12 protein-coding genes and 1 tRNA gene are annotated in these 13,097 nt (G+C 45.2%); 6 read left to right on the forward strand and 7 right to left on the reverse strand.

The window, feature by feature from the left end:
- The 5 genes from E7746_RS15180 to fic all read left to right on the forward strand — a co-directional run.
- The coding region (locus E7746_RS15180) for a hypothetical protein (protein ID WP_238337262.1) at window positions 1-224 on the forward strand (224 nt) is incomplete at its 5' end.
- A gap of 10 nt (window positions 225-234) precedes the next feature.
- A complete protein-coding gene (locus E7746_RS00005; protein WP_136409405.1) occupies window positions 235-2,937 on the forward strand; it encodes a hypothetical protein in 2,703 nt (900 codons plus the stop codon).
- The gene (gene rhuM / locus E7746_RS00010; RefSeq protein ID WP_136409406.1) at window positions 2,938-3,942 is read left to right on the forward strand and encodes a virulence RhuM family protein; all 1,005 of its coding nucleotides are present in this window, start codon (window positions 2,938-2,940) and stop codon (window positions 3,940-3,942) included.
- A gap of 11 nt (window positions 3,943-3,953) precedes the next feature.
- On the forward strand, window positions 3,954-5,369 hold the full coding sequence (locus E7746_RS00015; RefSeq protein ID WP_136409407.1) for a hypothetical protein: 1,416 nt from the start codon (window positions 3,954-3,956) through the stop codon (window positions 5,367-5,369).
- Window positions 5,370-5,393: 24 nt separating this feature from the next.
- A complete protein-coding gene (gene fic / locus E7746_RS00020; protein WP_136409408.1) occupies window positions 5,394-6,266 on the forward strand; it encodes a protein adenylyltransferase Fic in 873 nt (290 codons plus the stop codon).
- A 103-nt stretch (window positions 6,267-6,369) separates the two neighbouring features.
- Here fic and E7746_RS00025 read toward each other — a convergent pair.
- From E7746_RS00025 to mce, 7 genes are all read right to left on the reverse strand, one after another.
- A tRNA-Leu gene (locus tag E7746_RS00025) sits at window positions 6,370-6,453 on the reverse strand.
- A gap of 144 nt (window positions 6,454-6,597) precedes the next feature.
- On the reverse strand, window positions 6,598-6,948 hold the full coding sequence (locus tag E7746_RS00030; protein WP_123397228.1) for a hypothetical protein: 351 nt from the start codon (window positions 6,946-6,948) through the stop codon (window positions 6,598-6,600).
- A gap of 217 nt (window positions 6,949-7,165) precedes the next feature.
- Window positions 7,166-8,323 (reverse strand): sodium ion-translocating decarboxylase subunit beta, encoded by a 1,158-nt coding sequence (locus E7746_RS00035; protein ID WP_136409409.1) that lies wholly within the window; start codon window positions 8,321-8,323, stop codon window positions 7,166-7,168.
- 57 nt (window positions 8,324-8,380) lie between these two features.
- Window positions 8,381-8,815, reverse strand: a complete 435-nt coding sequence (locus tag E7746_RS00040) for an acetyl-CoA carboxylase biotin carboxyl carrier protein (RefSeq protein WP_123397226.1) — start codon at window positions 8,813-8,815, stop codon at window positions 8,381-8,383.
- A 55-nt stretch (window positions 8,816-8,870) separates the two neighbouring features.
- Entirely contained in the window at window positions 8,871-9,791 is a 921-nt protein-coding gene (locus E7746_RS00045) for an OadG family transporter subunit (protein ID WP_135947737.1), read from the reverse strand.
- Between the two features lie 10 nt (window positions 9,792-9,801).
- Window positions 9,802-11,355 carry an acyl-CoA carboxylase subunit beta gene (locus E7746_RS00050; protein WP_123397224.1) on the reverse strand — a complete coding sequence of 518 codons (1,554 nt, stop codon included), beginning with the start codon at window positions 11,353-11,355 and terminating at the stop codon, window positions 9,802-9,804.
- A 58-nt stretch (window positions 11,356-11,413) separates the two neighbouring features.
- Complete coding sequence (mce, locus tag E7746_RS00055; RefSeq protein WP_123397223.1) at window positions 11,414-11,833, reverse strand: methylmalonyl-CoA epimerase; 420 nt, start codon at window positions 11,831-11,833, stop codon at window positions 11,414-11,416.
- A 317-nt stretch (window positions 11,834-12,150) separates the two neighbouring features.
- Between mce and E7746_RS00060 the strand changes: the two genes are divergently transcribed.
- Window positions 12,151-13,053, forward strand: coding sequence for an IS1634 family transposase (locus E7746_RS00060; protein WP_136409410.1), 903 nt, complete (start codon window positions 12,151-12,153; stop codon window positions 13,051-13,053).
- Window positions 13,054-13,097: the final 44 nt, after the last annotated feature.

Below are 13,097 nucleotides of genomic sequence, written 5' to 3' on the forward strand. Positions count from 1 at the left end.
TTATTGAGGAAAAGAATCGTAATATAAGAGAAACGCTGGATAATGTTGATAAAAATGTCTCATACTTGTTCATTATAGATGATGCAAATAGAACTGCCATTTGGGATGAGGCAATCGAGTTTTATGAGCATACCCTCAATAGTAATGTTAAATTTATTGCGACAGTTCGCAGTTATGCTCTTGATTCCGTAATTACAAAATGTTCTAATTTGGTAAAAAGTTGAGCAAATTGCAATGTCAGAATCTCCGGAAGATCTTGCATCAAAAATTCTTACATCGTTTGGTATTACTAATGCACTGTGGCACAAACGCATTAATAATATCACTGGTAAGAATATCAGATTAGCAGTGATGTGTGCTCAAATTGCTTTGGCTGGAAAAAAGTATAACGATTTAATTAATGTGGAAGGGGTTTATGACGCATATTACAAACCTTTCTTTGAGCGTTTAATTTCGGATTGTACGGATTGTAAGCTAATCAAGGTAGTTGCAATTATTTCTTTTTACAAAGTTGTTGATTTAGAGGAGACTTCATTATTAGATCAAATTGAACACGTTTTTGGTCTTGAATCGTCAGAGTTTAAATCTATATGTCGTAAGCTTGATGATTTGGAATGTATTAGTATAACAGATGATGATATTGCTACTATAGAGGATCAAAATTTTGGAACTTATGCATTCTATAAATGTTTCTATGTCCTTAAAGAACTAAGTTTGTCGAATCTAATTGAGAACCTGCATAATCGAAGAGAACGATTGAGAGATAGTATATTTTCCGTATGGAATTGTTTCCATAAAAAGGAGGTGATAGATTTCTCGCGAAGTTCTATCTCCGATGCATGGAAAAGTCTGTCTGTTTCTATCAAAGAAGAACGAGAAAAATGCGAGTTCTTAGAAGTATTTAGTGGTGCGATTCCTGCATTGACTTTTCTTTACATTAAGAATTTAATTAAAGAAAATAAATTTGATGATTTTAGTCATTCTTATGTAAATTCTGATATAATTCTTTCCATACTTTCTAATTTCTCTCATTCAGAGGAATCTGATACCGCCACGGCATTAGCTCTCATAGTTGAGTTTTTGAAAAGCCATCCTAATAAAATGGAAAGTGCCGTAAAAATAATATCAGAACATTGGATATATGATGATATTGACTATGCCAATTCATACAAACGTGAAACGAATATCATTGAAGTTCTCATAGATTTATCAAAGGAGAGTGAAACTGGCTTCATATTAGCTAGCTGCGTATTGCCATCATTTCTTAAGTTTTCATACCAATATTCACGCATAAAAGGAAGGAACTTCGTAATCGGACGTTATGCAGTAGTTATCACTGATGAACTGAAGACCAATCGTAAAAGAATATGGGAATGGATTAATAGCAATATCGTTAATTTAAATCAGTCAGTATTATTAAGTGATCTTTATGAAGATTTCTATGAAGTAAAATCTATTGCCCGAAAGCTAATAAGTGCTGAATTGGATTTTATAAACGATTGTGTTAGCAAACTTAATATCACAGAAGATTTCAATGTGTGTAAGAATCTGGAAACTCTTCGTCAGAGAATAAAAGCTATTATGGGGAAAGACCTACTTCAGATAGATTGGTCTAAGGCAAATAGGCATTATCTTCTGGACTGTCAGATAAGCAAGGTTAGAAAACAGAGATGTAATAGATTATATGATTTTGAACGAGAAAATATTGCTCAAATAATAAAAACAAAATCAGTCACCGAACTCATAAATTTTTGTAAAGATATTGCACATATCTCACATTACAAAAATATCGGAGATGACGTTAGGATATCATATGTAATTGAATGTGCTTTTGAACTAAGTCAGGAAAGTGGATTTGAACTTTGGCAATACTGTATTGATCAAGGATTGTATTTTATACCAACTCGAATTATTTCAACGTATTATAGTAAGGGACATGATTTAGCAGAGCTTGTTGGATTTATTGGGTCTCAAAGGCTTAATCTAAAATCAGACTTATTGTTGGCTTATATCGTTATTATTGATAATGCATCATCTCTGGTTTCTGCATCGGATTTTTGTAAAGCTATACGTCATCACTCTTTAGAGTGGTTTACCATAGATGGTTTATGTAATAGATATTTTTCCGCTGAGAGTTTTGATAATGGATGTCGCTCCATAATGGCTGCTCTGATATACAGAATTCGCAATGCTATGTCTATTGCTGGATCAGAAGAGTTTTTGTTGAAATTTTGCAAACGACATCAATCAAAAACAGATCTTGTCAAATATGCATACATCAGTGCTATTAAAAGTCAAGATAAATTTGATTATAACCATAAATTACTTAAGTATTTATTGCAAATATCACCGCAGTTTTGGGTCGAATGTTGTAAAGCCTTTCCAACATTTGTCACTAAGTATCAAATCCATCCCTATGAGTTTATATGGGATATTGAGAACTATTCCATAGTTATTGAGTCGACACTACAGTATTATGGTGCTATGGCCTATTTTCCATATAGCGAAAAAGAGAATTTATATTCGTTCTTTTGTAATCTAAAGGATGATACTGCTGCAAATTTCATAGATGATATGATATATAAATACTGCCAAAACAGTAATATTTCCAGTATTATTTTTGAGATAATATCGTCATATATGGGTTCTTTTAGAATCCGTCATTACATTACATTCATTTCTTCCAATACCAACCTCACCGATTTTCGGCAATTAGATTTATTCCCTCATTCAATGACTGGCGGAGATAGTTTTGCACCTGCCATAAAATGTAGGATTGAGTTTCTGGAATCGCTAATTGTAGAGATAAGAAAATTGAAAGATAAAATAAATTATCTTGAGCATATTCAATATCTTACAGAGGAAAAAGAGTCATTGGTACGAGAGTATGAATTCGAACTAAAACGCGGTCACAAACATAAACTATACGATTTGTAAATGGATAACGGACAGATAATATTATTCCAGACGCAGGGCGGAGAGACGAAGATTGAGGTTCGGCTCTCAAATGAGACTGTGTGGCTCACTGCAGACCAGATGGCGGAGTTGTTTCAGCGCGACCGCTCAACTATACAACGTCATATCAAAAGAATCTACGATGAAGGTGAGTTAACCGCCGATTCAACTTGTGCATTTTTTGCACAAGTTCAAACGGAAGGGAAACGGCAGGTTGAGCGTAAGATTCCCATTTATAATCTTGACATGATTATCAGCGTGGGTTATCGTGTCAACTCTCATCGTGGTGTGCAGTTCCGGCAGTGGGCTACTCAGGTGCTGAAGGAATATATGATAAAGGGGTTTGCGCTGAATGATGACCTGCTGAAAAATGCCGGACAAGGAAATTATTTTGATGAGCTGCTGGCGAGAATCCGAGATATACGCAGCTCTGAAAAGGTGTTCTATCGCAAGGTACTTGAAATTTACGCCCTCAGCATCGACTATGACCCTCGCACCGCCATCACCCAACAGTTCTTCAAGACTGTTCAGAACAAAATGCACTTTGCCGCACACGGACATACTGCCGCAGAGGTTATCTATGACCGTGCCAATGCCGAAAAGGATTTCATGGGTTTGACAACATGGCGAGGTGCCATGCCTACCAAACATGAGGCTGAGATTGCGAAGAATTATCTCGCAGAAGAGGAGGTAGATATGCTGAACCGAATCGTCAACCTATATCTTGACTTTGCCGAACTTCAGGCCAAGAGCCATGTGCCGATGTATATGAAAGACTGGATTCAGAAGCTCGACGATTTCCTGAAGCTGTCGGGTAAGGAATTACTGAACCATGCCGGATGCGTCTCGGCCGAAGTTGCCAAGCTGAAAGCCAATGAGGAATACGACAAATTCCGTGAGCGTACCCAGTATCAACTATCCCCGGTCGAAATCCACTTCCTCGAAGCCTTTGAAGCCGAACAAAAGCGACTCCGCTCCAAGAAATAAACAAAAGAAAAATGAATACATCTAAAGATATATCGCAATTGATTGCCCATGCGAACGAAGACGATTTGCGCGATATTGTTTCAGGATGGGCCAACAAACATTCTGATTTCAAGGATTATATCCGAAATTGCCTCTGCCCTTCGGTAGAAAATGTGGATTTCGCCCGCAAACTCAGTCAGGCCGTAAACCGCGAGACAAAAGAGTTCTTCTCGCGCCATGAAGTGAGAGAAGCGACTGACTGGAGCAATGTCTATAATGACTTGATAAAGCCATGGAGCGAAAACGCAGACTCGCTGTCTACCGAGAAGCTATATGACCTGTGTGACGTAATAGTCAAAGAGGTCGGTATGCAGGTGACTGATGAGGATTTTTACGGTGATGATTGGTATGGCGATGATTTTTCCGGCAGTATTCAGGATATAATGGATGTATTGGGAAACATTGTCGGACTTCTTATGATTCGCGAGGATGTCAGCCACGATATTCTGAATTCTTTAGAAAAACTCATTAAAGCTGCTAAAAAGAAGGATGTGATAGACGACTACATTGGTTCGCCATACGATTTTATTCTTGAACTTATCGCACTCAGACGCGACAACGATGAAGTTACGTGTGGAATATACGATGCTCTGATTGACGAGAATCTGGGTGATGAGGCAGGGACGTGGGTGTGCCGTAAAATTGATTTTATCCGTTCAATGGGTCTTGCAGATGAAGCTCGCCAATATATGGAGGATGAAATACAGTATCCTGAAGTCTGCCTGAAATATTATAATGAGTTGCTTGATGCCGACAACTGGCTTGAGGCTATCCTCCTGCTCGACAGGGCGCAGGCAATCAAGGACAATGGCTCTTACTTCTATTCGCCAAAGACTCCGAACTGGCTTGAACTTAAACAGCAACTTCTTGTGGAACATGGCACATTGGAAGAACGTATAGATAATCTCAAACGCCTGTTCTATAACAGCTACAACGATAAAGCAAAATTCTATCATCAACTCAAGGAACTTGTTGACGGGGACAAATGGAACGCATTCTACCATAATCTGCTCTCAAAGGCAACCGGTTATAATGTCATTGATGAAATCGCCCCATTCCTCATAGAGGAAGGTGAGTTTGACTGGTTATTCCGTCTCGTGTCGGAAGCAACGGCAAAGGATTCGACTGATTATCGGACTCCGTTAAAGTACGCCGGATCATTGCGTCAAACTCATTTTGAAGAAATGCAGGCGATCCTAATCCGTACAGTCCGTGCATACGCTGCCGACCGTTTCCCCCAAAGAAAAAAGTCAATTCTTCCAAGTACTCATATTTCAGAGCAGACCTGGAATCGTTGTCAGAACTTGGGTATTCAAAAACGCAAAAGGAAATTGTCGAATTTCTATTGCAGGAATATAGGTTCCGTCCATCTCTCACTAAAGAATTGAAGTCTATAAAACTGGAAACAGACAATGAGTAAGAAGTCGATACGATTTTTCAATGATCGCGAGGTGAGGGCGGTTTGGGATGACGAGAATAACTGCTGGTGGTTCTCGGCTACGGATGTGGTGCGCGCTATCAATAATGAGCCGGACTATACAAAGGCCGGCAACTATTGGCGTTGGCTTAAACGTAAGCTGAAACAGGAAGGTGTTCAACTCGTGAGTCCCACTCACGGGTTCAAATTCGAGGCCCCGGATGGCAAACAGCGTATTGCTGATGTTCTGAATAGCGATGGCGTTATCCTTCTTGCCAAGCATTATCCCAATAACCGGGCGAGCGGGTTTCTCGACTGGTTTACCTATAGTGATAATACCATTGACGGTCAGAGCCGAAAGAAAGCATACACTTTGTTTGAAAGCGGACTGCTGAACTCTCTTGAACCGGGCAGTATGAAATGCCTGCAACAGATTCATGCCTACTTGTTCGGCGGCCTATATGAGTTTGCCGGACAAATCAGGAACAAGAATATATCAAAGGGAGGTTTCACTTTTGCGAATTGCCTCCATTTTCCGACCATCATACCGACCATTGAGGGAATGCCGGAAACGACGCTTGACGAAATTGCCGACAAGTATGTGGAGATGAACGTGGTACATCCGTTTATGGAGGGCAACGGGCGCAGCACACGCATCTGGCTCGACCTGATGCTCCGCCGCTCGCTCAAACGCTGCGTGGACTGGAGCCGGATTGATAAGAACGAATATCTGACAGCGATGCGAGAGAGCGTTGTCGACTCCACACATATAAAAACGCTGCTCGAAGGAGCCTTGACCGACAAAATCAACGACCGCGAAATGTTCATGAAAGGCATCGACTACTCTTACTATTACGAAGAAGAGTGAACCTAACTCAAAGTTGCGTGCAGGCCTTTTGCACGTAATATGCACGTAAAAATAAAAGAAAGCGACTTAACTTGGTGATATTCACTTTATTAAGTCGCTTTTGTGGTGCCCAGAACAGGACTCGAACCTGCACGCCTCGCAGCACTCGCACCTGAAACGAGCGCGTCTACCATTCCGCCACCTGGGCTTTTGCGACTGCAAAGATACGCTTTGTTTTTGTATTTTCAAAATATTGTAGCAGTGTTTTTCGGCCGAAAATAAAAATATACCCAATGGTGATTGGGTATATGTCGATCGATTCACATCCTCATGTATTGCACTTAATAGGGTGTCAGTTTTTGTGAAACCACCATTTGAGCTTTTCCCACACGGTGGGCGGGTTGGCTTTCAGGTGAACGTTTACTCCCATGTCGTTTTTGTTGAGGAATATGATTGAGCTGTGGAGCACAATCGCTATTGTTTCTTCAAATTGCGAGAAGCCGTGCACGCGTTCAAGCGCTATTTTGTGAAATGGCGACATGGGGTCAAGACTCCCGATTACGATGTGTCCCTCCTCGTCAATCTCGACATTGTGATGCTCCGACGCGTAGTCGAAGAGCAGCCCTATGTCAAGATGTTCAATGCCCGGGGGCAATTTGGCGTATTTCTTATATAGTTCGTCGATAACCTGTTTTGTAATCATAATTTCAGTACATACAAAATTCTGAAAATTTTTTGCATTAATAGTTAATATGCACTTATGCTTTGGAGGGAAACGCGGTAAACCTAAAATTGGTTTAAATTGAAGCGTTTATTAACATTTATTATCTGAAGACAATAGGTGACAAACATTGGTTGGGTAAACAATGCGGCGGAAACGCATTTAAGCAATAACCGCCGCATTGATATTTAGAAGTTTGTTATGCAAGGAATCCGAGGAGCACACCTGCTGCCACGGCCGAACCGATAACACCTGCAACGTTGGGGCCCATGGCGTGCATGAGCAGGTAGTTGCTGGGGTCATATTCAAGACCAAGGTTGTTGGAGATTCGGGCCGACATCGGAACTGCCGATACGCCGGCGTTACCGATAAGCGGGTTGAGCTTCTTGCCCTTGGGCAATACAAGATTGAACAGCTTTACGAACAGTACGCCCGATGCCGATGCAATGATGAATGCCATGAATCCAAGTGCAAAGATGAAGATTGTGTCGAGTGTGAGGAATTCCGACGCCTGGGTCGATGCACCTACGGTCATACCGAGAAGTATTGTAACGATGTCGGTGAGGGCGTTGCTTGCTGTCTTGGCAAGACGGTTGGTGACACCGCACTCACGGAGCAGGTTACCGAAGAAGAGCATACCGAGCAACGGAATACCCGAAGGCACTACGAAGCAGGTGAGCAGAAGTCCTACGATGGGGAAGATGATCTTCTCGTTCTGCGACACGGCGCGTGCGGGCTTCATCTTTATCAATCGCTCGTGCTTGGTTGTGAGCAGTCGCATGATTGGCGGCTGGATGAGCGGTACCAAGGCCATGTAGGAGTAGGCCGATACTGCGATTGCACCCATCAAGTTGGGGGCGAGCTTTGATGAAAGGAATATGGCGGTGGGGCCGTCGGCACCTCCGATGATTGCGATTGCACCTGCCTGGTCGGGGGCGAATCCCAATGCGAGAGCCACCATGTAGGCTCCGAAGATACCAAACTGTGCGGCTGCGCCTACGAGCATGAGCTTAGGATTGGCGATGAGGGCCGAGAAGTCGGTCATCGCACCGATTCCGAGGAAGATTAGCGGGGGATACCATCCGGCGCTTACGCCGTTGTAAAGGATGTTGAGCACTGAGCCTTCTTCGTAGATGCCGATTTCAAGTCCGGCTTCGGCGTTGAAGGGGATATTACCTATAAGTATACCAAATCCGATGGGCACCAGAAGCATGGGCTCGAAGTTCTTCTTGATGGCAAGCCAGATGAAGAACAGACCCACGACAAGCATCACCAGGTGTTGCCAGGTGGCATTGGCGAAGCCTGTCAGCTCCCAGAACTGATGGAAGTTGATAGCCATGAATTCGTGGAAAGTCATAATCTTGAGATTCTAATTGGATTGTAAATTCGTGATATTTGTTCTCTTCGGTTATGCTTAATCCAGAGTGATGAGCACGGCTCCTTCAAGCACTGAGTCGCCGGCGCTTACATTGACCGATGCCACCTTTCCGTCGCGGCCTGCATGGATGGCGTTTTCCATCTTCATGGCCTCAAGCATGAGCACTGTGTCGGATGCCGAAACGGTGTCGCCCACCTTTACGTTGATCGACAGGATGGTTCCGGGCAGGGGAGCTTTTATCTGGAAGCCTCCGGCGCTTACATTGGGCTTGCTTACTACCTTTTCGCCTGTAGCTGTGCGCGGGGCAGCCGAGGGACGCGGAGCCGATACGATGCTTACGGGGCCCTGCTTCTTTTCAAGCTCTACTTTGTAGGGCATTCCGTTTACGAGAACCTCGGCCACGTTGTCGACGATGTCGCCAATCCCCACGTTGTAAGTGTTACCGTTGATTTTATATTTATATTCTTTCATTTTGTGGTAATTGTTAAAACGAGTATTTAATGTATACTTTAATTATAGTGGAGAATTAACGACGGGGAATCTCGCGGAGTCCGTAGATCTTGGAGCTCCACGGCGAGTAGCTCTTTCTCACCTTGTTTATGGTGAGGATTGTGCTTTCCTTGTCGTGGGTGTTGAGGTGTTCGTGCAGTGCCATTACGATTGCGGCGATTTCCTCGCCCGAGTCGTGGGCCGGACGCTCTTCCTTGGCCAGAGCCTTGGTTTCGAGTCCTTGCGAACGTGCCTTGTTGGTCTGCGATATACGTGCTCCTATGCGGCTTATGCCGTAGAAGCAGAGGCTAAGGAGCAACAGGGCGCTGAACACGATGCACATCGCCATGATCGACAGTCCGAATCCGTGTCCGTCGGTTTCGGCAAACATTTCCACCTTTGAGTTGGTGTCGATGATGATGTTGTTGCTGCTCGGGGTTATGTAGAGCAGGTCGCTGCCGTCGCGCACTTCCCATGCCTCGGCGCCACTGCCTGCGCCGTCGACTTTGCGGGCGTAGGTTGTGTTGGCTTCAAGTGAGGCGGGGATGGTTATCGAGTCGATGAGTGTCACTCCGTTGGCGTCGTATATACCTATCCAGTTGTCCTGTCCGGGCTCAAGCTCGAAGCTGAGGTGGAAGGTGCCCTTGTTGGGCTCTCCGTCGGCCCAGAACACTACATGCTGGCGGGGAGGTATCTCGGTGTTGACATCGCCCAGGGGCACGGGGTACATCTTGGGCTTGTCGGGATTGTTGGTAAGATACACACTCGATATCTCCATCGGTGCATAAGTCGAGTTAAACAGCTCTATCCATGCATGGTGAAGGCCGTAGTCGTCGACATAGTTGCTGTCGTTCTGCACCATCACCTCGTTGATGCGCAATCCGCGTCGCCCTTGGGCGTAGGATGCGGCACTCAGGGTGATGACTGCAACGAGCAATAATAATATTCTCTTTTTCATTGCGTGTCGTTTATAGAGGAATATTGCCGTGCTTCTTGGCGGGGTTGGTCACTTTCTTGGTGGCGAGCTGCTGAAGAGCGCGGATTACGCGGAAACGAGTGTTGCGGGGTTCGATTACATCGTCGATGTAGCCGTACTTTGCTGCATTGTAGGGGTTGCAGAAGAGCTTGTTGTATTCGGCTTCCTTCTCGGCGAGAACCTTTGCGGGATCGTCCGATTCCTTGGCTTCACGGGCATAGAGCACCTCTACTGCACCTGCACCGCCCATAACGGCGATTTCGGCGGTAGGCCATGCGTAGTTCATGTCGCCGCGGAGCTGCTTACAGCTCATCACGATGTGGCTTCCTCCGTAGCTCTTGCGCAGTGTCACGGTTACCTTGGGCACTGTGGCTTCGCCGTAAGCGTAGAGAAGCTTGGCTCCATGCAGGATTACGCCGTTGTACTCCTGGCCTGTACCGGGAAGGAATCCGGGAACATCGACGAGTGTTACCAACGGAATGTTGAATGCGTCGCAGAAGCGAACGAAGCGTGCGCCCTTGCGTGAGGCGTTGCTGTCAAGCACGCCGGCGAGATATTTGGGCTGGTTGGCTACGATACCTACCGACTGGCCGTTCATGCGGGCAAAACCTACGATGATGTTCTTGGCGTAGTCGCGCTGGATTTCGAGGAATTCGCCGTTGTCGATGATTGCGCCGATTACCTCATACATGTCGTAGGGCTTGGTTGCACTGTCGGGGATTATGTCGTTGAGTGAATCCTCAAGACGGTCGATGGGATCGGTGCACTCAACCAACGGGGGCTCTTCAAGGTTGTTCTGCGGGATGAAGCTGAAGAGCTTGCGGATGATTTTGAGAGCCTCTTCGCCGTCTTCGGCTGCAAAGTGTGCAACACCGCTCTTGCAGGCGTGAACATTGGCGCCGCCGAGAGCTTCCTGAGTTACATCTTCGCCGGTAACGGTCTTCACTACCTTGGGACCGGTGAGGAACATGTAGGAGATGCCCTTGGTCATGATGGTGAAGTCGGTGAGGGCTGGAGAGTAAACTGCACCGCCGGCGCAGGGACCGAGAATACCTGAAATCTGAGGTATTACACCCGATGCCATGATGTTGCGCTGGAAAATTTCGGCATATCCGGCAAGCGCGTTGATGCCTTCCTGGATACGTGCACCTCCAGAGTCGTTAAGACCGATGACGGGAGCGCCCATCTTCATGGCCATGTCCATGATCTTGCATATCTTCAAGGCCATGGTTTCCGAGAGTGAGCCGCCGAATACGGTGAAGTCCTGTGCAAATACGTACACAAGACGGCCGTCGATTGTTCCGTAACCTGTCACCACGCCGTCGCCGAGGTAGCTTTTCTTCTCCTGGCCGAAGTTGGTGCAACGATGGCGAACAAACATATCGAGTTCCTCAAACGAACCTTCGTCGAGCAGCTGGGCAATGCGTTCACGTGCCGTGTACTTACCTTTATCGTGTTGTTTCTGGATGGCTTTTTCGCCGCCACCTAAACGAGCTTCGTTGCGTAATGCAATTAGCTCCTGAACTTTTTCGAGTTGATTGCTCATGTCTATTTCTTTCCTTTGGAAATGTTGTTATTTAGCCGGCATTGCGCCGACCTTGATTTTATTTGTTGGGGTCTTCGCAAAGCTCGATGAGCGCACCGCAGGTCGACTTCGGGTGGAGGAATGCGATGTTGAGGCCTTCGGCACCCTTGCGGGGAGCCTTGTCGATAAGGCGGCAGCCTTTTTCCTCAGCTTCGGCAAGAGCGTTGGCTACACCGTCCTCCATAGCGAATGCTATGTGCTGGATGCCGCCGCGACCGCCGTTGTTGGCGATGAACTTGGATATTGCACTGTCGTCGCTTGTGCCTTCAAGAAGCTCGATTTTGGTTTGTCCTACTTTGAAGAAGGCTGTACGCACTTTCTGGTCGGCAACTTCCTCAATGGCAAAGCATTTAAGGCCAAGAATGTTCTCGTAGAAAGGTATAGCTTCGTCCAAGCTGGGAACGGCTATGCCCACGTGTTCGATGTGAGAAATGTTCATTTTGAAAATGTTTTAAATATGGTTCATTATATAAGTTAACTTGAAAAAAGCCGAGTCGACATCGCATAAAACGCTGAAGCTACGGATTATTGTGCAAAATTAATAAATATTGTGGAACTTGCGATATTTTAGATATATTATTTGTGCCGATTATTTTAACATGAAAAATGTGAATTTTTGGCAGATTCAGGAAATTGTGTCACGGTAGTTTGACAGTTGCATTTTCATGAATCTTTTTTGCTGGCACGCTTGCACGTGTCAAATTTTATTACTATCTTTGTAGCACCGTGTAGCAATCAACGGCAGGGCGGCATAATATGAAGCTGAAAATAACCAAGACAAAAAAGACTTCCATCCTTTATGTACAGAAGGCATACAGGGACAAGAACGGCAAAAGTACCTCAAGAATCCATGAGCGCCTTGGAACGCTTGAGGAAGTTCGTCAGAGATGCGGAGACAGAGATCCTGTTGAATGGGCCAGGGAATATATCGCCAGGCTTACGGCACAGGAGAAGGAGGGCCGGCAGGTGATAATATCACGTCTGTCGCCCACAAAGCTTATTGAAAAAGGCGAGGCTCAGAGTTGCGAGAGCGGATATCTGTTTCTTAAACGGCTGTACCATAAGGTCGGGATGGACAGGATATGCGAGGCAATCTCACGTAAACATAAGTTCGACTTCGATTTCAACAAAGTTCTGGAGCTGATGGTCTACGAACGGCTTTTGAGACCGGCTTCAAAACTAGGTAATTATCGCAGGAGCGGAAGCTATATCGAGCCTTTTGATATAGAAAAACAGCATATCTACAGGAGTCTGGATATCCTGGACAGACACGGTGAATACATCCAGAAGAGACTTTTCCTTAATTCGTCAAAGGTTGTCGAACGGGATACGACCGTCATGTACTATGACTGCACCAACTATTTTTTCGAGAGAGAATCTGCCGATCCGGACTATGTGACAGACAAAAAAGGGAACGTTCATGAACGTATACGCAAGTACGGAGTCTCCAAGGAACATCGACCGAACCCCATCGTACAGATGGGTATGTTCATCGACAACTCCGGCATGCCGGTTGCGATGTGCATCAATCCCGGCAATGCCAACGAACAGACTACCTTGATTCCAACTGAAAAGATTATAGTTGAGAAGATGGGGGTCAGCAAGATTGTAGTCTGTACAGACGGAGGTCTCGGTAGTTTGACAGTTGCATTTTCATGAATCTTTTTTGCTGGCACGCTTGCACGTGTCAAATTTTATTACTA

It is taken from the genome of Muribaculum gordoncarteri (assembly GCF_004803695.1).
Classification (GTDB): domain Bacteria; phylum Bacteroidota; class Bacteroidia; order Bacteroidales; family Muribaculaceae; genus Muribaculum; species Muribaculum gordoncarteri.